At 72.0% G+C, this 18,670-nt stretch carries 17 protein-coding genes; 9 read left to right on the top strand and 8 right to left on the bottom strand.

The annotated features are described in order from the left end of the window. Window positions 1-7 precede the first annotated feature (7 nt). The 5 genes from PT931_RS12850 to PT931_RS12830 all read right to left on the bottom strand — a co-directional run bounded on the left by PT931_RS12850 (window position 8) and on the right by PT931_RS12830 (window position 3,051). Window positions 8-493 carry a DUF3180 domain-containing protein gene (locus tag PT931_RS12850; RefSeq protein ID WP_456245952.1) on the bottom strand — a complete coding sequence of 162 codons (486 nt, stop codon included), beginning with the start codon at window positions 491-493 and terminating at the stop codon, window positions 8-10. Then, window positions 490-984, bottom strand: a complete 495-nt coding sequence (folK, locus tag PT931_RS12845) for a 2-amino-4-hydroxy-6-hydroxymethyldihydropteridine diphosphokinase (protein WP_456245951.1) — start codon at window positions 982-984, stop codon at window positions 490-492. Before folK ends, PT931_RS12850 begins: the two co-directional genes overlap by 4 nt. Next, window positions 981-1,337, bottom strand: coding sequence for a dihydroneopterin aldolase (folB, locus tag PT931_RS12840; protein WP_456245950.1), 357 nt, complete (start codon window positions 1,335-1,337; stop codon window positions 981-983). Before folB ends, folK begins: the two co-directional genes overlap by 4 nt. After that, on the bottom strand, window positions 1,324-2,139 hold the full coding sequence (gene folP / locus PT931_RS12835; protein WP_456246167.1) for a dihydropteroate synthase: 816 nt from the start codon (window positions 2,137-2,139) through the stop codon (window positions 1,324-1,326). The genes folB and folP overlap by 14 nt, the downstream gene beginning before the upstream one ends. Before the next feature lie 177 nt (window positions 2,140-2,316). Further along, on the bottom strand, window positions 2,317-3,051 hold the full coding sequence (locus PT931_RS12830) for a hypothetical protein (protein ID WP_456245949.1): 735 nt from the start codon (window positions 3,049-3,051) through the stop codon (window positions 2,317-2,319). A gap of 208 nt (window positions 3,052-3,259) precedes the next feature. Between PT931_RS12830 and PT931_RS12825 the strand changes: the two genes are divergently transcribed. The 6 genes from PT931_RS12825 to PT931_RS12800 are packed head-to-tail and all read left to right on the top strand — an operon-like array spanning window position 3,260 to window position 11,215. Next, complete coding sequence (locus PT931_RS12825) at window positions 3,260-3,559, top strand: hypothetical protein (RefSeq protein ID WP_197005908.1); 300 nt, start codon at window positions 3,260-3,262, stop codon at window positions 3,557-3,559. An 18-nt stretch (window positions 3,560-3,577) separates the two neighbouring features. Next, window positions 3,578-3,940, top strand: coding sequence for a hypothetical protein (locus PT931_RS12820; RefSeq protein WP_363725208.1), 363 nt, complete (start codon window positions 3,578-3,580; stop codon window positions 3,938-3,940). Continuing rightward, window positions 3,937-7,689: an ATP-binding protein gene (locus PT931_RS12815; protein WP_456245948.1), complete on the top strand. Its 3,753-nt coding sequence runs from the start codon at window positions 3,937-3,939 to the stop codon at window positions 7,687-7,689. The genes PT931_RS12820 and PT931_RS12815 overlap by 4 nt, the downstream gene beginning before the upstream one ends. After that, window positions 7,689-9,515, top strand: coding sequence for an MFS transporter (locus PT931_RS12810; RefSeq protein ID WP_456245947.1), 1,827 nt, complete (start codon window positions 7,689-7,691; stop codon window positions 9,513-9,515). The genes PT931_RS12815 and PT931_RS12810 overlap by 1 nt, the downstream gene beginning before the upstream one ends. 3 nt (window positions 9,516-9,518) lie before the next feature. After that, window positions 9,519-10,061 (top strand): hypothetical protein, encoded by a 543-nt coding sequence (locus PT931_RS12805; RefSeq protein WP_456245946.1) that lies wholly within the window; start codon window positions 9,519-9,521, stop codon window positions 10,059-10,061. Continuing rightward, on the top strand, window positions 10,058-11,215 hold the full coding sequence (locus PT931_RS12800) for a M23 family metallopeptidase (protein WP_456245945.1): 1,158 nt from the start codon (window positions 10,058-10,060) through the stop codon (window positions 11,213-11,215). Before PT931_RS12805 ends, PT931_RS12800 begins: the two co-directional genes overlap by 4 nt. Here PT931_RS12800 and PT931_RS12795 read toward each other — a convergent pair. Next, a complete protein-coding gene (locus PT931_RS12795; protein ID WP_456245944.1) occupies window positions 11,208-11,624 on the bottom strand; it encodes a hypothetical protein in 417 nt (138 codons plus the stop codon). The genes PT931_RS12800 and PT931_RS12795 overlap by 8 nt on opposite strands. Before the next feature lie 468 nt (window positions 11,625-12,092). Between PT931_RS12795 and PT931_RS12790 the strand changes: the two genes are divergently transcribed. From PT931_RS12790 to PT931_RS12780, 3 genes are read left to right on the top strand one after another with little or no spacing between them, the layout of a single operon-like run. Further along, the gene (locus PT931_RS12790) at window positions 12,093-14,621 is read left to right on the top strand and encodes an FtsK/SpoIIIE domain-containing protein (protein ID WP_456245943.1); all 2,529 of its coding nucleotides are present in this window, start codon (window positions 12,093-12,095) and stop codon (window positions 14,619-14,621) included. Further along, window positions 14,618-15,244, top strand: coding sequence for a hypothetical protein (locus PT931_RS12785; RefSeq protein ID WP_456245942.1), 627 nt, complete (start codon window positions 14,618-14,620; stop codon window positions 15,242-15,244). The genes PT931_RS12790 and PT931_RS12785 overlap by 4 nt, the downstream gene beginning before the upstream one ends. 7 nt (window positions 15,245-15,251) lie before the next feature. Next, window positions 15,252-15,512, top strand: a complete 261-nt coding sequence (locus PT931_RS12780; protein WP_363725192.1) for a hypothetical protein — start codon at window positions 15,252-15,254, stop codon at window positions 15,510-15,512. A gap of 85 nt (window positions 15,513-15,597) precedes the next feature. Here the strand turns inward: PT931_RS12780 and folE are convergent, their stop codons facing one another. Then, complete coding sequence (gene folE / locus PT931_RS12775; RefSeq protein ID WP_456246166.1) at window positions 15,598-16,272, bottom strand: GTP cyclohydrolase I FolE; 675 nt, start codon at window positions 16,270-16,272, stop codon at window positions 15,598-15,600. A 323-nt stretch (window positions 16,273-16,595) separates the two neighbouring features. Further along, window positions 16,596-18,593, bottom strand: a complete 1,998-nt coding sequence (ftsH, locus tag PT931_RS12770; RefSeq protein ID WP_456245941.1) for an ATP-dependent zinc metalloprotease FtsH — start codon at window positions 18,591-18,593, stop codon at window positions 16,596-16,598. Window positions 18,594-18,670: the final 77 nt, after the last annotated feature.

Genomic DNA, 18,670 nt, shown 5'->3' with positions numbered 1-18,670 from the left:
GCCGAACTCAGCCGGCGGAAGGGTCCTTTTCAATATCCTTGGGGCCCGGCGGGATCCGGCACGACTGCTCCAGCCACAGCGCGGCGACCAGCAGAACCGCCGACGCGCACAGCGCCAGCACCGCCCCGGGGAAGTCCCGGCCGGCCGCGTCGAGGCTCGACATCCACAGCCACAACGTCAGCGCGCCGTACGCCCCGACGAAGATCGCGCCCACCAGGGAGGAGGCCTTCGCGAGCACCACGAGCCGCGCCACGGTCAACGGCTCGACCGGCTCGGTGCCCGGTCGGCGGGCCAGCCGGGTCCGGGTGTTCCACGCCGCGTACAGCTCCGCGAGGCCCAGCAGGCCCAGGGTCAACGCGGTCAGCCAGGTCAGCTTCGGCAGGTCCCCGTAGAACCGGCCGATCAGCACCCACGTCAGGGCGGCGCCGGCGAGGCCGGCCACGAACAGGGTCGTGGGGCTGGTCGGGCGCAGGCTGGGCTCCGGCTCGGTCATGACGCCACGGTACCGACCGCGACCACGTCGCGCGCGTCCGCCGCGAGCTCGGGTTCCCGGAGCAGGTCCGCCACGAACCCGTGCCCGGGCAGCTCGGCCCACGGGTCGACCTCCAGCCACGGCACGAGCACGAACGCGCGCAGGTGCGCCCGGGGATGCGGCAGGGTCAGCTCCGGATCGTCGGACAGCACCGGCTCCGGGTCCCACACCATGATCACGTCCACGTCGAGGGTGCGCGGGCCGAACGGGCGCTCCGGGTCCCTGGTCCGCCCGGCCGCCTCCTCCAGGCCGCGCGCGACGGCCAGCCAGTCGGAGTCGCCCTCGACGAGCAGGACCATGTTCAGGTACGCCGGCTGGTGCTCGTCCCCCCACGGCGGCGTCTCGTACACCCGGGAGGCGGTCAGCACGGCGTCACCGAGCGTGGCCACCGCCGCCCCGAGCGCCGCCCGCCGGTCGCCCAGGTTGGCCCCCAGGGCCAGCAGCGCCCTCATGCCTTCCTCCGCACGGTGACGGAGACGTCGGCGAACTCGTGCTGGATCGGGGCCTGCGGCTTGTGCACCGTGACCGCGCAGGCCACCACCCGGGGGTCGGCCAGGCAGACGTCCGCCAGCCGCTCGGCCAGGGTCTCGATCAGGTTGACCGGCTCTCCGGACACGACCGCGACCAGCTGGCCGGCCAGCTCGCCGTAGTGCACGGTGTCGGCCACGTCGTCGGAGTACGCCGCCTTCCGCAGGTCGATGTCGAGGACGACGTCCACGACGAAGTCCTGGCCGGCGACGCGCTCGAAGTCGTACACCCCGTGGTGGCCGCGCGCCGTCAGGCCCCGCAGCTCAATGGTGTCCATCGGTCACCTTTCGATCGTTCACCATGCGCAGGACGGCCAGCGCGTCGGCGGTGCCGAGCACGTCGTGCACCCTGACCCCCCACGCTCCGGCCTGGGCCGCCAGGACGCTGACCGCCAGGGTCGCCGCCTCCCGGCCGTCGGTGGGGCGGGGGGTGCCGTCGGGGCCGGCGAGCAGCGCGCCGAGGAAGGACTTGCGACTGGCGCCGATGAGTACGGGCAGGCCGAGGGCCGTCAGCCTGTCCATGTGGGTCAGGAGTTCCCAGTTGTGCGCCGCGTTCTTGGCGAAGCCGATCCCCGGGTCGAGGATCAGCCGTTCCCGGTCCACCCCGGCACCCGTGGCGGCGTCCACCCGCTCCGACAGCTCGGCGAGCACCTCGGCGACCACGTCCGCGTACACCGCGTTGCCCTGCATCCGGTCGGAGTGGCCCCGCCAGTGCATCAGGATCCAGGGGCAGCCCGCGTCGGCCACCACCCGGGCCATGTCGGGGTCGGCCAGGCCGCCGGAGACGTCGTTGACGATGGTCGCGCCGGCCGCGAGCGCCGCGGCGGCCACCGTCGCCCGGGTGGTGTCCACGCTGGTCGGCACCCCGGCCGCGGCGAGTTCCCGGATCACGGGCACGACCCGGGCGGCCTCGGTGTCGGCGTCGACCCGGGCGGCTCCCGGGCGGGTGGACTCGCCGCCCACGTCCACGAGGTCGGCGCCCTGGGCGCGCAGGGTGAGGCCGGCGCGGACGGCCGCCTCGAGCTCCGCGTGCCGGCCGCCGTCGCTGAACGAGTCGGGGGTGACGTTCAGGATGCCCATGACGGCGGGAGTGCTCACCCGTTCAGGGTAGAGGGTGCGGCCGGGCGGGCCGCCGGGATCCGGGGTAGGTGGGGCGGCTCGCCCAGACGGCTCAGCGGCCCGGAGCCCGGGGGGTGCGCGTCGCAGCTTTCGGTGGCGGGCGGCCGACCGGCTACCGCGCGGACACCCGGCGGCGTATCACTCCGGTGGGGTCGCCGGCGTCAGGGGCCACACGGCGAGTTCGACCGCCCCGACGATCTCCAGCGGCGGCTGCGCAGCCCCGGGGGGCAAGAGTCGGAAATCCGTCAGTCGGACGAACCGCCGACCGGCACCGTCCTCGGCGGCGACCACGATGAGCCACGTGCCGACCACGTCCCGGTACACCCAGCCCAGCTGCGCGTCGTCGGGCACCCCGCGGTCGTCGACGGGGGCGGTGGACGCGGCGGGCGGCACGGGCTGGTCGGCCACGGGGGCCCCCTCGGTCGGCAGCGGAATGGTCGGCACCAGCACCGGCAGCAGCGCGGCACCCTTGGCGTACGCCGAGATCTCGACCCTTCGGACGAGCTTTGTCACCCCGATCAGCCCCACGGCGAGGACGACCGCCCCCGAGCCGGCCACCAGCGCCCAGTGCTGGGCGGCGCCCAACGGGACCGACCAGACGATCGCCCCGGCCCCGGCGATGGCCAGGACGAGCCCGAGGCCGATCGCGGCCACGGCCAGGGGACCCGTGCCGAGGTGCGGCCGGCCGGGTGAGCCGAAGGAGACCACGGGGGCACCCTGGTCGGGGGCCGTCGGCCGGGCCGCGCGGGCGGCGGCGACACCGATCCGCAGGGCACGGGCGGCGCGGGCGACCCCGAGGTCGTACCCGCTCAGGCCTGCCATGAGCAGGCCGGCGAGCATGATCATCGTGCCCGCGATCGCCATGCGCAGCATGGATTACCTCCACGGTCAGCTTTGTGCGCCGGAAGGACTCGTGCAACAGTCTTCTTAGCTTGTCCGCCGTCAGGGCGCAATGTACGGTCAAGCTCACCCTGAGCAGCGGCGCGACACAGGGTCACTGCTTACTACCACTCGGAGCAGTTTTCCGGAAGGCTAGAGCACTGGCGGCCGGGCTCCCCCGACCGCGACCGGGGAGGTCGAGATGATCTTGTTGGAACTCGCGCAGGCGGCGCCGTCCGTCAGCCTCGCGCATGCGGCAGAGATCGTCCTCGCCGAACCAGGAATCAACACCAACGGCGTGCTGGGCTTCTTCGCGACCAAGATCGCTCCGATCCTGCTCGCGGTGCTCGGCATCATCTTCATCGGTCGCGCCAGCAAGGGCGAGGTGTCCAAAGTCCTCACCAGCTCGGCCATCGCGATCGTGGGCATGGTGTTCGTGGCCGGCGCCGCCACGTTGTTCTTCCTGGGCGAGTACCTGATCAATCTGCTCTTCACGAAGTAGCGGGGACGTGAGCGGACCATGCGGCTGAGGACAGATGACGACATCTACCGGGCGCGCCTGGTCTACCTCGGGCCGCCTGGATATACCCTGCCAGTCCACCTGCCTTATGCGCAATATGGACTTTTTATCCTCTTAGTACCCGTTTTCATGTTCATTCACTTCCTGGTCACCCGTACAGTGGAACTGTTTCCGGCGTGGGAGATCGCGCTGGCGATGGTGACCACGTCGTACATCTTCCGGCACGTCGACCCGGACCGACCGGCACGCATGGTCATCCGCACCGCGCTCACCGACTGGCGCCGCACGAGGGAGCCCCGCACCGAACAGCGGGAGCCCCGTCTCGTCGCCAGGAAAGTGCTCATCCGCGAGGAGCTGATATGACCACGACCCCACGAGGGCCGGGCGAGACCTCGCCACCGACGACGAGTGAGAAGGCCACTGTGCCCGGACAGCCCGGCCCGGTAGCGGTGTTCCGCGCGCCGGGCGCCGACCCGAACGGTTCCGCGTCGATCCTGGACGCCGACGACGCGACCCTGTCGCCGTTCCTCGGCCTGGTGACGCCCACGAAGGAGGAGGCCGCCCCGCCGGAGCCCGCCGCGGAACAGCGCCCACCGGAGCCCGTGGCCGCGCCCGTCGTCGAGCAGGGGCCCGTGCACCGGCCGATCGAGCGCACCCAGGTGCGGCCGCCGACCGGGACGACCCGGGTGCCGACGGCCGCCGACCGGGCCGCGTCCGGTGAGCACCCGAGGCCCGAGCAGCGGAGCGGCCGGCCGACGGCGCCCGGGATCCAGCAGGAGCTGGGCGGGCGACGCGAGGCGTACGGCATGCAGGCCGCCGCGCCTGCCGGGGGTCAGCCCACCGGGTCGGTCTCGCCTTCCCCGAGCCAGCACGCCGGGCCGGTCGCGCCTTCCGGGGTCCAGCCCGACCACCGCGTCCAGGCCGGACTCGGTGCGCCTGCCGCCGGCCAACACGACAGGCCCGTGGTGCCGACCGGCGTGCAGCCGGGCGCGGGGGGACCTGGCCCGGATGTCCGGCGTGTCGCGGACGGCGCGCCGTCGAATACCCGACGTCCGGCGCAGCCGCAGCCGCAGCCCCAATCCCAGCACGGCCACCCGGGCCAGCCCGGTCGGTCCGGCCAGGACGGCTCCGGTCAGCCAGGTCCCGCCCAGCCGCCGGCTCCCCAGCACGGCCCGCGTGCCGACGTGGCCGCCCGGTCCGCCGCGCCCGACCAGCAGCGCCCCGGCGCCCTCCCGTCGGGCCGCCCCGCGTCCGCCGCCGCCCGCCGCGCCCACGACGACGAGCTGTCCCAGCACGTCGACGAGCTGTTCAACGCCGCCGTCGAGGCCGTCCCGCCGCCGCCCGTGCACCAGCTGCCGGTCACCGAGCGGGCCACCGGCCGGGCCGTGCCCGCCGAGCGTTCCCGCGCGCAGCAGGGTCCCCGGGACAACCGGCCGACCGAGGACATCCGGCTCGGCCGCGAGCACCGCAACCTGGGCACCGCGCCGTCCACCAAGCCGGACCCGAGCCCGCGCCGGGTGCCCAAGCGCCAGGTCCAGCCGATCCGGGACGGGGTGCCGCGCCGCCAGCTGCCCCGGTTCACCGACCGGGACCCGTCGTCCGACCTGGCGATCACCGAGGTCGCCGGCCACCTGACGTTCACCCCGAACACCATCACCGCGTGGTACTGGCTGCCCGAGGTCCGCTGGGCGTTCCGCCCGGACGCGGAGCGCGAGGCGCTGATCGTGGCCATCTCGGAGCAGTACGCGGGGCTCGCCGGCTTCCGGCTGCACCTGCGGCGCACCACCATGCCCTTCCCCGCCGACGAGTGGGCGCGCACCGTGGACACCCACACGCCCCGGCCGCTGCCGACCGTCCCCGGGGCCCCGAGCTGGGGCGACCACCTGGTCAACGCGCAGAAGCACCTGTTGCAGGTGAACCATGCCGAGGGGCAGACGTACCTGGGGATCACCTTCGCCCGGCGTACCCTCGGAGATTCCTTTTCCGAGAAGATCAACCGGATGTTCGGCAAGGGCGTGACCGAGTCGGAGCGTCGGCGCACCTCCCGGCTGGTCGAACAGTTCGACGAGGTGCTCGGCGCGTTCGGCATGCGCGGCCGCCGGGTGACCGTCAAGGAACTCGAGTGGCTGCTCTACCGCTCGGTGGCGCTGTGCATGGCCCCGCCGCGCGACATGTCCCCGGTCGGCAACGGTGAGTGGGAGCGCGGCGACCTGCTCGCGCTCACCGAGCACATCGAGCGGTACCGCACCCCCTACGGCGCGACCGTCAAGCTCGTCAACCGGCTCACCGGCGAGGAGCGGCACGTCTGCGTGCTCACGGTCGGCCGGATGGAGCCCCTGGACATCCCCGAACGGCACGAGCCGTGGCTGCACTTCCACGAGCGGCTGCCGTGGCCGATGGAGCTGTCCAGCCGGGTCGACGCGCTCGGCCAGAACGACACGTTCAAGAACCTCGAGCACCGGCTGCGCATGATCCGCTCCCAGCAGCGCGACTACGCCGAGCACGGCATGGACTCCCCGCCCGAGCTGGAGCGCCTGGCCAAGCGTGCCCTCGGCATCGGCGACGAGATGACCACGGGCCTGCCGATCGACGCCGCCCGGGTGCACGGCTGGCACCGGATCGCGATCGGCGGCCGGACCCGCGACGAGGCCCTGGAGCGGACCCGCAAGCTGATCCAGATGTACTCCCGCGAGCTGCGGATCTCCCTCCAGCACCCGAAGAACCAGGACTGGCTGGCCCGCGAGTTCATCCCCGGCGAGCCCATCGCCAACAGCGGCTACGTCCGCCGGATGCCCGTCAAGCTGTTCGCCGCCGCGCTGCCCCAGGCCGCGTCCACGGTCGGCGACCGGCGCGGCGACCTGATCGGCCGCACGGCGGGCACCTGCCGCCGCCCCGTCTTCCTCGACGTGCACTTCCCCACCGAGGTCCGGGAGCGCTCCGGCCTGGCCGTGTTCGTCGCCGAGCCCGGCGGTGGCAAGTCGACCCTGATGGGCGGCCTCGGCTACCTGGCCGCGCGCCGGGGCGTGCAGGTCACCATGCTCGACCCGTCCGGGCCGCTCGGCCGGCTGTGCGAGATGCCGGAGCTCAAACCCTATTCCCGGGTACTGAACCTGACCGGCTCCGGCCAGGGCACCCTGAACCCGTACGCGCTGATCCCCACCCCGCAGCGCCCGCACTTCCCGCCGGGCACCGAGGGCGACCGCGAGTTCCAGATCGCGCTCGGCAACGCGCGCGCCGAGCGCCGGATGCTCGTCCAGGACATCTGCTCGATGCTCGTACCGCCGCAGGTGGCCCGCGAGGCGCGCACGGCCACGATGCTCCGGCACGCGGTCCGCAAGGTACCCGCCGAGGAGACCGCGACCCTCGACGACATCGTCAAGGCCCTCCAGGACGGCGACGACCACTCCCGCGAGCTGGGCAACCTGCTCCTGGACACCGCCGAGATGCCCCTGGCCCTGTTGTTCTTCGGCCGCCCCCCGGAGGGCGCGCTCGGCGACGACAAGACCCTGACCGTGATCACCATGGCCGGGCTCCGGCTGCCCGACCTCAAGATCGAACGCGAGTACTGGTCCGCGGAGGAGCAGCTGGCCCTGCCCATGCTGCACACCGCGCACCGGCTCGCCGTGCGCCGCTGCTACTCCGGCGACATGCACCGCCGCAAGCTCGTCGGCCTCGACGAGGCGCACTTCATGGACGGCTGGCGCTCCGGACGGTCCTTCCTGGTCCGCCTGGCCCGCGACTCCCGAAAATGGAACCTGGCCGCTTTGGTCGCCTCCCAGAACCCGAAAGACATTCTCGGACTCGACGTCCAAAACCTCGTGTCCACAGTGTTCGTGGGACGAATCGCCGAGGACTCCGAGATCGCCGAGGAGGCGCTCCGACTGCTCAGGGTGCCCCGTGGCGTCGGATATGAGCAGACCTTAGCGACACTCTCCCAAGTTGAGGCATCATCACAGGATCGGCTCGGATTCCGGGAGTTCGTGATGCGCGACGTGGATGGGCGGGTGCAGAAGGTGCGGGTGGACATCTCCTACGTTCCACAGCTGCTGGACTACCTGGACACGACGCCTACGGCCGCGCCGGAGGCTCCGCCGACCCGGGGGCGGGAGTGATGTCCGGCCATCGCTGGGCAGCCGTTCTCCTCACACTGATCATCACCGGACTCGTGATCGTCGTGCCCGTGTCGCCGGCGATGGCGAAGAAGCCGTGCAGCCTGGAGGAGTGGCGGGTCCCCGGGAACCTGTCCAAGTGTGTCGGGGAACTCGACGACGTGGCTTCGAGCCGGGCGACGTGTCTGAAGTCGCCGACGCCGAGCGCGCCGGACTCGGGTATGGCGGGCTGGTTCGCGTCCCGGCCCGAGTCCTCGCGCAAGGCCGGCGTGACCGGCATGTACAGCAAGTACGGCTACGCGGGCTACGACTTCACCACCTACGACATCAACTGCGTGCAGACCACGATGCACCCGGACTACAAGTTCGAGAACACCGTGGCCAACGGCGAGTTCATGATCGCCACGGGCATCGTCGGCGCGGCCAACGCGCTGCGCGAGCGCGCCTGGGAGCCCAAGGAACTCTGGGGCTGGGCGGATCCGCTGGTGGAGAAGGCCACGAAGGCCGTGTACACGAAGGTGTTCACCGTCTTCGGCTCGATCACGCTCGCCGTCGTCGGGCTCTACCTGCTCTGGCGCTCCCGGCAGTCGGACATGTCCTCGACCATGACGACGGCCGGCTGGGCGATGTTCGTCCTGGTCGTGGTGACGGCGTTGGCCACCTGGCCGACCAAGGCGGCGGGGCTGGCCGACTCGACGCTGACGACGGGGCTCGCGGCGGTGCATACGGCGATCGGGCCGGCGACTCGCGATATCCCACCGGACAAGTGCCCGCAGCCCAATCCTGACGCGTGCAAGGACAACCGGCCCCCGGCCGTCCGGGCCGGCGACACGGCCGCCGAGAACCTGCTCTACAAGAACTGGCTCCGGGGCACCCTGGGCAGCGCGGACAGCATCACGGCGCAGAAGTACGGCATGGCGCTCTACGACGCCAAGTCGTTCAGCTGGGCCGAGACGGAGAAGATGCGCACGGAGCCCGGTCAGCGGGCCGCCATCATCACCCTGAAGGCCACCGAGTGGCAGAAGGTCGCCGAGCAGATCAAGACCGAGGACCCGGAGGCCTACGAGTACCTCCAGGGGATGCGGGGCACCGACCGGATCGGCGCGGGGTTCGTGGCGATCCTGGCCTCCCTGGCGTACTCGTTCTTCGACATCACCGCCTCGATCCTCGTACTCCTCGGCTTCGTGCTCTTCCGCTGGGCCGTGATCGCCGCCCCGGTGATCGGCACGATCGCGCTGCTCAAGCCGGCCTCCGCCGGGTTCCGCCGCCTGATGAACGCCGTGCTCGCCGCCGTCTTCAACATCCTCATCTTCGGTACCGGCGCCGCGATCTACCTGTTCGCCGTCGACCAGATCATGAGCACCGCCGCGCTGCCCGGCTGGCTGCAGGTCGTGCTGATCTGGCTGTGCGGGATCGTGGGCTGGATGCTCCTGCGGCCGTACCGGCGGATCACCCAGATGGCGGGCAAGGAGGGCGGGGCGGCGGCACCGGGCGCGACCTGGCGCGAACGCTTCTTCTCCGACCTGCGGTCCGCCGCAGTGGCCGCCGGCACGGCGAAGGCCGTCGCGGAGGACGACAAGGCCCCGAGTGCCACGTCGTCGGGCGCCTCCTCGCGGGTGGAGACCCGTGCGGAGGAGGTCTCGGCCGCGCCCTCGGCCCCGGTCGCCCAGCCCGCGTCGTCCCGGCCCGAGTCGAGTTCCGCCCCGGCCAGCCCGGTGCGCTCGACCGGCGAGCGGCGGATGCCCACCCCGGTCGACACCGCGTCGGGTGACTCCTCGTGGGGCGAGGTCTACCGGCCGTCCGAGTCAAGGGCCGAGGAGCGGGTGTAGCGGATGCGGTGGCTGTCCTACCTCGGCGCCCGGTACGCGATCGCCCTGGTGATGGTGCTGCTCATCGCCGGGTTGATCCTCACCATCAAGGTCGTCGCGCCGGAAGCCGCGCCCTCGGCGGTCGGCCCGGACACCGGTAGTGCCCAGCCCGCCCCGGTGAACACCGAACCGCACCAGGAGGGCACCGACCTCGAGCCCAGCCGGTCGCCGGCCCCGCCCTCGACCAGCCCGGGTGCGGCCCCGCCCGAGGTGGTGGCGAAGACCTTCGCCCTGGCCTGGCTGAAGCACACCGGTGTCACCGGCGACCAGTGGCGCGCCGGGCTCCGGCCCTACGCGACCCCGGACCTGATGGAGAAGCTGAAGGACGTCGACCCCGTCCAGGTGCCGGCGAGCAGCCTCGCCGGCGAGCCGAGTCCGGGAGTCTACACAGGAGCCTCGTTCGTGGAGTACCGCTTGGCCGTGGACTCTGGCACTCTGAGTCTGAGGCTGGTCGCCGATCGCGGCCAGTGGCGGGTCGACACGATCGACTGGGAGCGGAAACGGTGAAGCGCAGGCTGATCATCTCGGGCCTCCTGGCCGGAGTGCTCATCCTGCTCTGTTGCGCCGGCGGCACGGCCGCCGCCCTGCTCGGCGGCCTGAACGGCGACCCGAACGACCCCAGGTTGAACCTGGCGGCCTGCGGCGCCGGCACCACGATCAGCCTGGACAAACTGCCCACCCTGTCGGACCTGTCCCCCGCCGAGATGCGCAACGCCGCGATGATCGTGCAGGAGGGCCAGCGGCTGGGCATCCCGCCCCGGGCCTGGGTGATCGCGATCGGGACCGCGTTGCAGGAGTCCAACCTGCACAACCTGGCGAACAGCAACGTGCCCCGCTCCCTGAACATCCCGCACGAGGGGGTCGGCCGCGACCACGACAGCGTCGGGCTGTTCCAGCAGCGTCCGCTCCCGCCCGACGGGGCCGGCGGCTGGGGCACGGTCGCCGAACTGATGACCCCCTCGATCAGCGCGCGGAAGTTCTACGACAAGCTGCGCGGCATCCCCGGTTGGGAGCGGATGCGGCTCACCGAGGCCGCCCAGCGCGTCCAGGTCAGCGCGTTCCCGGAGGCGTACCAGAAATGGGAGCCCCTGGCCGCGGCCGTCGTCGACGCCCTGACCGGTGGCGCCGCCCGCGCGCCGGGCAACGCCGACCCCGCCGCGCTCGGCTGCGCCCCGGGCGGTGTCATCACGGCCGGCGGCTGGACCGCCCCCGTCTCCGACCAGGTGAACAGCCGGTTCGGCCCCCGCGACGGCGGCTTCCACTACGGCGTGGACCTGGGCTCGCCGCACCGGACCCCGATCCGGGCGGCCGCCGCCGGCATCGTGATGACCGCGGAGTGCAACGCGCACATCGGCAACGCCCAGATGAGCTGCGACGTGGACGGCGGGACCCACGTGTCCGGCTGCGGGTGGTACGTCGAGATCAAGCACGCCGACAACGTCGCCACCCGGTACTGCCACATGATCCAGCGTCCGCCGGTCCGGATCGGCCAGCTGGTCAGCGCGGGCGAGGTGATCGGGCTGTCCGGCAGTTCCGGCAACTCGTCGGGGCCGCACCTGCACTTCGAGGTGCACCTGCGTGGCGACATGTCGAATGGCGGCGCGGTGGATCCGGTGTCCTACATGGCGGCCAAGGGCTCGCCGTTGAAGGACGTCAGGTGACCTTGCGGGCGGAGCAGACGCGCCAGCCGTCCTGATTCGCAGTGTCGAACGTCCAGTGCTGAGCATCCTCCGTGCCCATCACCGAAAGAGCTAGATCCGCCTCGACGGTCGACGATCCGGCCTGCTTCAGATTGGTGGCCGCTACCCGAAACTTGGTGTCGAACCGCTGCTCGCGCTCCTTCAGATCCGCCAACAGCGCCCGCAACGCCCCAAGATCCGACTTCTTGCAACTGAACCGCGCCACGGCCGACTCATCCCGCTCCGTGAACATCGCATCCACCAACTGCGACACCACCAGCGTCGGCGTACTCCGGTCGATCTTCGTCTGCTGGTCGTACACATTCAGCGCGATCCCACCGGCCACCACCACCGCCACGATCACCGCGAGCCCCGCCACCAAGGCGATCACCTTCCCCGGCGGCCTCCCCCGACGCCGAACCGCACCACCGCCAGCCACCACACCGCCGGCACCCACCTCCGAGCCAGCCCCCGGCGCGACCCCTGAAGGCGAACCATCCGCCCGGAGCCGCGCACCGGCCTCACCCCCGGCCTCCGCAGCCACCTCACCCGACGGCGAGCCCCCCGCGACCGCCCCCGGCGCCGACTGCCCAGCGGCACCCTGCCCCAACGGCCACGACGGCTCCCCGACCCGCTCCCCGCCACCCGCCTGCGCCGGCACCGTACCCGGGGCCTGAGGCGCGGCCATCGGCCACATCGGCTCGTCGTTCTGCCCGTCCCCTGAGGTCATGCCACCAGATTAACGGTCCGCACCCCACAGCCCCCGCACCCGCCGTTGACCCCCGTTGGCTGTCAGCGGGGCGGAGGCCCAACGGCGGCGGTGCTGTCGCCACAGCCAGGACTGCGGTAGCGTCTGCGGGTGGGAATCGGCAGGCTGAGGTTCGGGGTCGAGCAGGCTGTCACTCTGCACCGGCAGGCATCCGGCCTGGTAGCCGCCGTGCGCCGCGCCTTGGAGCTGCCCACCGCCAGCGGCTACTCCGCGGAGTCCACCGCCGAGCAGCACGCCATCGTCGCGCACCTGACCCGCGCCGCAGCGAACCTGGCCCCCGGCTGGCTGGGCGCCCCCCTCACGGCGACCGTCGGGGACCTCCCCCACGAGCAGATCGCCCTGCCCGCCCTGGTCCGGATCGGCGAGGCCCGCCCGCTGCCCGACGCCAGCTTCCCGCTGCTCGTCCCGACCCTGGGCAAGGGCCACCTGGTCATCGACGCGGACGCGCGCGATCCCCGGGTGACGGCCCTGATCCGCACGGTCCTGCTCAGGCTCCTGGCCGCCATGCCGCCCCGCGAGCTGCGGGTGCTGATCGCCGACAGCGCCACGGTCGGTACGGCGACGGCCCCGTTCCGGCCGCTGTTCGAGGCCGGGGCGCTGCCCGCGCCGGTGACCGACCGGGACGGGCTGAAGCATGTCCTGGACGAGGCGGAGCGGCAGGTGAAGGCGGGGCACCGGGAGCTGCCGTACCTGCTGGTGGTGGTCGCCGTGGCCCCCGAACTGCTGGAGCCGGCCGACGCGGCCCGGATCGCGGCGCTGGCCCATGCCGGCCCGGCCGCGCGGCTGCACCTGCTGGTCACCGCGCACACCGGCCGACCGCTGCCGAACAGCACCGCGCTGGCCCTGAAAGCGGAACACGCCAACCTGGTCAGCCCGGGCGGCGAGACCTCGACCATTCCGGTGTATCTGGACGCCGCGCCCCCGGACGCCCTGATCACCGAGGTGGCCGGCAGGCTCGCGGCGGAGGCGGCCCGCGCCGGCCGGACGGAGCTGGCGAACCTGCTGCCGAGCCAGCGCTGGGTGGAGTCGAGCCGGACGGGGCTGAACGCGACGGTCGGCCGCTCCGGGCTGGCCGAGCAGACCCTGAGTTTCGATGACGCGACCCCGCACTGGCTGGTGGGTGGCCGGTCGGGCGCGGGCAAGACGGCGTTCCTGGTGAACGTCCTCTATGGTCTGGCGACCCGGTACGCGCCGGAGGAGCTGGTCCTCTATCTGCTGGACTTCAAGGAGGGCGTGAGTTTCACCGAGTTCACGCCGACCGAGCGCGATCCGTCGTGGATCCCGCACGCGCGGGCGGTGGGCATCGAGTCGGACCGGGAGTACGGGGTCGCCGTGCTCAAGGAGCTCGACGCGGCGATGTCGCAGCGCGCGACGCTCCTGAAGCGGGCCGGGGTCACGAAGATCGGTGAGCTGACGGAGACCATCCCGCGGGTGGTGTGCGTGATCGACGAGTTCCAGGTGTTGTTCGCCGGGAACGACAAGCTGGCCCGGGATGCCGTGGACCTGCTGGAGTCGTTGGCGCGCAAGGGCCGGTCCTACGGGATCCATCTGGTGCTGGCCAGCCAGACGGTGAGCGGCGTCGAGGCGCTGTACACGAAAAGGGAGTCGATCTTCGGGCAGTTCGCGGCCCGGGTGGCGTTGCCGGGCGGAGCGGGGGTGCTCGATCCGCTGAACAACGCGGCGACGGCGCTCCGGCTGGGCGAGGCGGTGGTGAACACGTCGGCGGGCGCGCCGGGCCACGACACGGTGGTGCGGTTCCCGAATCCGCACGCCGAGGTGGAGACCCTGGCGGAGCTGCGGCACACGCTCTGGCAGGCGCGCCCGGCCGGTTCGGAACCCCCGAGCGTCTTCGAGGGGTACGCGGAGCAGCACGTCGCGAACGATCCCGTCTTCGGCGACCCGGTCCGCAGGCGCCGCGCCGAGGTGATCGTGGGCCGCAACGTGGACGTGACCGGCTCGACCGCCTCCTTCCCGCTGGACGCCAGCCCCGGCCGGCACATCGCGGTCCTCGGCCCCAGCGAGATCGGCGCGGACATCCTGCACGCGGCCGTCCTGGGCCTGGCCCGGCAGCACGGCCCGGGCGACGTGCGGTTCCTGCTGGCTCCGCTGGTCGCGGCGGCCGACCCGGTGTGCGACGACGTGGTGGTGGACCTCGACCAGCTCGGGCACAGCTACGAGATCCTGGACGCGTACCGGCTGCGCGCCGTGCTCGCCGACCTGGCCGACCCGGCCACCGACGGCGCCCACAAACCCACATACCTGGTCCTGTTCGGCGCCGACGCCGCCAGCGGCACCCTCGAACAGCGCGATCCCGAACGCCGCCGCTCCGGCCTCGACGACCTGCGCGCGGTGCTCCGGACCGGCCCGGCGCGCGGCGTGCACGTCCTGGGCTGGTGGCGGGGCATGCGCCGGTTCGGCGAGGACGTCGGCGGCTCGTCGGGCCGGGAGGACGTGGCCTGCCTGGTGACGCTGAACGTGCCCGGCTCCGAGGTGGCGATGCTGCTGGGTCAGGCGCAACTGGACTGGCAGTACCGGCCGAACCGCGCCCTGCTGATCGACCGGCACACCGACCGGGTCGCCACGATCGTGCCCTACGTCCGCCCGGGGAGGTACGCATGACCTGGCGCGAGTACGCGACCCTCGCCGGCCAGCTGGAGGCGCACCGGGGGGTGCAGGCCGCCCGCGCCGCCGGGCACGTCAACGCGCGCTCCGCGGTCGGCGCCGAACTGACCGCCCTGGAGGAGCTGCTCGCCGGGCAGCGCGAACGCCTCACGGAGCTGTACGACAAGTTCGACCTGTCCGAGCCGGTCCTCACCGCGCAGCAGCAGCCCCAGGTCACCGACCTGGCCGAGGCGCTCCGCCGGGCCCGGGACGCCGCCGAGCGGTCGGGGAGCCAGCTCACGGCGGTGGAGTCGGCGGCGAAGCGGTCGCCGTACCTGCCGCACTGGTCGACCAACCTGCGCAACTCGCTGGTCTACGGCTGCACGTCGGCCGTCGCGTTCTTCCTCAACGTGTTCGCGTTCCTGGGCACCTCGGGCGTCGGCCGGCTGCTGGTGACGCTGCTGTTCCTCGCCCTGCCGTTCCTCGCGTACGGCGTCGGCAGTTCCCTGATCGGCCTGCTCTTCAAGCCGGCCCTGGGGTCCAAGCCGCCGAAGACCCGTCCACTCGGGCTGGCGATCTGCCTGGCCCCGATCCTGCCGCTGTGTGCCCTGTGGGGCATCTCGTGGACCGTAGGAGGCTGACCGCGCCATGGCCAACATCGAACAGATCAAAGTGATCATCACGGCGGCGACCCGCGACACCGAGGACATCGTCTCCGAGATGCAGGGCCTGTGCGACCGGCTCGACGAGGCGATGGTCCGGCTGCGGACGGCGTCGTCGGGCAGCTCGCACCCGAAGGCCGACGAGGCGATCCGCTTCCTCCAGCAGTCCCGGGACCGGTTGGACGAGGCGGGCACCCTCGCGCGGGGCGCGGTCGACGCGGCCGGCGTCTACAGAGCCCTGATCTAGACCCTTCATCGGGGTACGGAGCCTGGCGCGCCCACCTCGTCCCGAGCCAGGCCGGACCCCGCCGATCTCCTCTGCGGGGTCGGCGCTACCGGTGCAGGTTGAGGAGGCTCATCGCCTCGCTGCGGGACCGGGCGTCCGTCTTGAACCGCCCGCGCACCGCCGACGTGACCGTCCGCGAACCCGGCTTGCGGATGCCCCGCATCGCCATGCACAGGTGCTCGCACTCCACGACGACGATCACGCCGCGCGGTTCGAGCTGGCGTTCGAGGGTGTCGGCGATCTGCGCGGTCAGCCGTTCCTGCACCTGCGGGCGGCGCGCGTACGCCTCCACGAGCCGGGCCAGCTTGGACAGCCCGGTGATCCGGCCGTGCGTCCCCGGGATGTACCCGACGTGCGCGACCCCGTGGAACGGCAGCAGGTGGTGTTCGCACATGCTCGCCACCTCGATGTCGCGGACCAGAACCATCTCGTCGTGGTCGGCGTCGAAGGCCGTGCTGAGCGTCTGGGCCGGGTCGACCCGGAGCCCGGCGAACATCTCCGCGTAGGCGTGCGCGACCCGGGACGGGGTCTTGCGCAGGCCGTCGCGGTCCGGGTCCTCGCCGATGGCGATCAGGATCTCGCGCACGGCGGCGGCGATCCGCGCGACGTCGACCACGTCGCCGACGGGGCGGCCGGCGATCCCGCCGTCCACGAGCCGGGCGGCGAGGTAGTCCAGCTGGTCGATGTCGACGAACTCGGGCTCCGTCGAGCTACCGGTGATGGCGGCACTCGGCACCCCGATCACCGCGGCTCCGGGAATCGGAGCGACCCGGGCGGCCGAGGACGTGCCGGTCCCCGACACCGCACCCGAACCGGCTCCGGCAGCCGTGGCGGCTCCCGGAGCGCCGGCGTTCCCGGAAGCGGAGCCGGCGACGGCGGAGGCAGGCGCATCGCCCGGAGCGGAGCCGGCACCGGTGCCGGACACCTCAGCGGAGCCCTGGGTGGCGGAGCTGTCGGCGGCCGGGACGCCGACTGCCGGCCCCGTGCCCTCGGCGGATGCCGAGGGCTGCGAGCCGGCAGTCGAGCTGGACGCCTGGTCCCCGCTCAGTGGGACTGCTCCTCGACCGGAGCGATGTCGATCCCGGGCACGGCCACCGGCACCTCGTCCTTGGGCGGGACGGAGACCGGGGGCTTGTCCGACGGGGTGCGCTTGCCGAAGCCGTTGAACGGGGCCATCGGCGGGCGCTTGACGACCCGGGAGCAGATCCGGGCCATGTCCTGGGTGGTGAGGGTTTCCTTCTCCATCAGCTCCAGGACCATGTTGTCGAGCACGTCGCGGTACTCGGCGAGGATCTCCCACGCCTCGTCGTGCGCGAGCTCGATCAGGCCCCGGACCTCGGCGTCGATGTCGGCGGCGACGGAGTCGGAGTAGTCCCGGGTGTGGCCCATGGTGCGGCCGAGGAACGGCTCGTCGCCGGAGGTGCCGTACTTGACGGCGCCCAGCTTCGAGCTCATCCCGAACTCGGTGACCATCGACCGCGCCAGGGCGGTCGCCTTCTCGATGTCGTTGCCCGCGCCGGTGGTGGGCTCGTGGTAGACGAGCTCCTCGGCGGCGCGGCCACCCAGCGCGTACGCCAGGGTGTCGATCATCTCGGACCGGGTCTGGGTGTACTTGTCCTCGACCGGCAGGATCAGCGTGTGGCCCAGGGAGCGGCCACGCGGCAGGATCGTCAGCTTGTGCACCGGGGCGGTGTTCGGCAGGGCCCAGGCGACCAGGGCGTGTCCACCCTCGTGGTACGCCGTGACCAGCTTCTCCTTGTCGCTCATCACCCGGCCGCGGCGCTCGGGGCCGGCGACGACGCGGTCGATCGACTCCTCGAGCTCGGCGTCGCTGATGGCCTTCTTGTTCACCCGGGCGGTGAGCAGGGCGGCCTCGTTGATCACGTTCGCGAGGTCGGCACCGGTGAAGCCCGGGGTCCGGCGCGCGATGGTGTCGAGGTCGACGTCCGGCGTGAACGGCTTGCCCTTGGCGTGCACCCGCAGGATGGCGCGGCGGCCCTCCATGTCGGGGCGGTCCACGGCGATCTGCCGGTCGAAGCGGCCCGGACGGAGCAGGGCCGGGTCGAGGATGTCGGGCCGGTTGGTGGCCGCGATCAGGATCACGCCGCCCTTGGCGTCGAAGCCGTCCATCTCGACCAGGAGCTGGTTGAGCGTCTGCTCCCGCTCGTCGTGCCCGCCGCCGAGGCCGGCGCCACGGTGCCGGCCCACGGCGTCGATCTCGTCGACGAAGACGATGGCCGGGGCGTTCTGCTTGGCCTGCTCGAACAGGTCGCGGACCCGGGACGCGCCGACGCCGACGAACATCTCGACGAAGTCGGAACCGGAGATCGTGTAGAACGGCACGGACGCCTCGCCGGCCACCGCACGGGCCAGCAGGGTCTTACCGGTTCCGGGCGGCCCGTACAGCAGGACGCCCTTCGGGATCTTGGCGCCCAGGGCCTGGTACTTCGCGGGGTTCTGCAGGAAGTCCTTGATCTCGTGGAGCTCCTCCACGGCCTCGTCGGCTCCGGCCACGTCCGCGAAAGTGGTCTTCGGGGTGTCCTTGGAGATCAACTTGGCCTTGGACTTGCCGAAGTTCAGGACCCGCGAACCGCCGCCCTGCATCTGGCTCATGAAGAACAGGAGCAGCAGCACCACGAGCGCGAGCGGGAGCAGGCTGAGCAGGATGCTGCCGAGCGTGCTGTCCTGGGCGACATCCGTGTTGTACTGCTCGATCTTCTTCTCGGCGGCCAGCGCGTTGAGCCGGTCGTAGAGATCCTTCGAGACGTTGCCGCCGGCCGGGTACTGCGACTCGACCTTCGTGGTCTTCTCGACCTTGTCGAAGGACGTCGGCGTCTTCAGCTCGAACTGGAGGGTCTGTTCCTTGTCCTTGATCAGGACCCTCTTGATGTTGGACCCGTCGGCCAGCAGGGCGGAAGCCTCCGACGACTTGATCTTCTTGTAGTCACCACTACTCGAGAAGATGCCCGTCAGCAGGATCGCGCCCAGAACCACGAGGATGACCCAGAACCAGGTTCTTTTGAAGATTCGAGTTCTTTCCATGCTTATACGAGCGCAGTGCGCCCGGACCTCCCGATCCTCGGACCAGCCATCCCCGCACCAGACACGAAGGTGCGATC

The sequence above is a fragment of the Longispora urticae genome, assembly GCF_053902585.1.
Note: the sequence above shows the minus strand (reverse complement) of the source record. Positions and strands in the feature narration are given on the sequence as shown.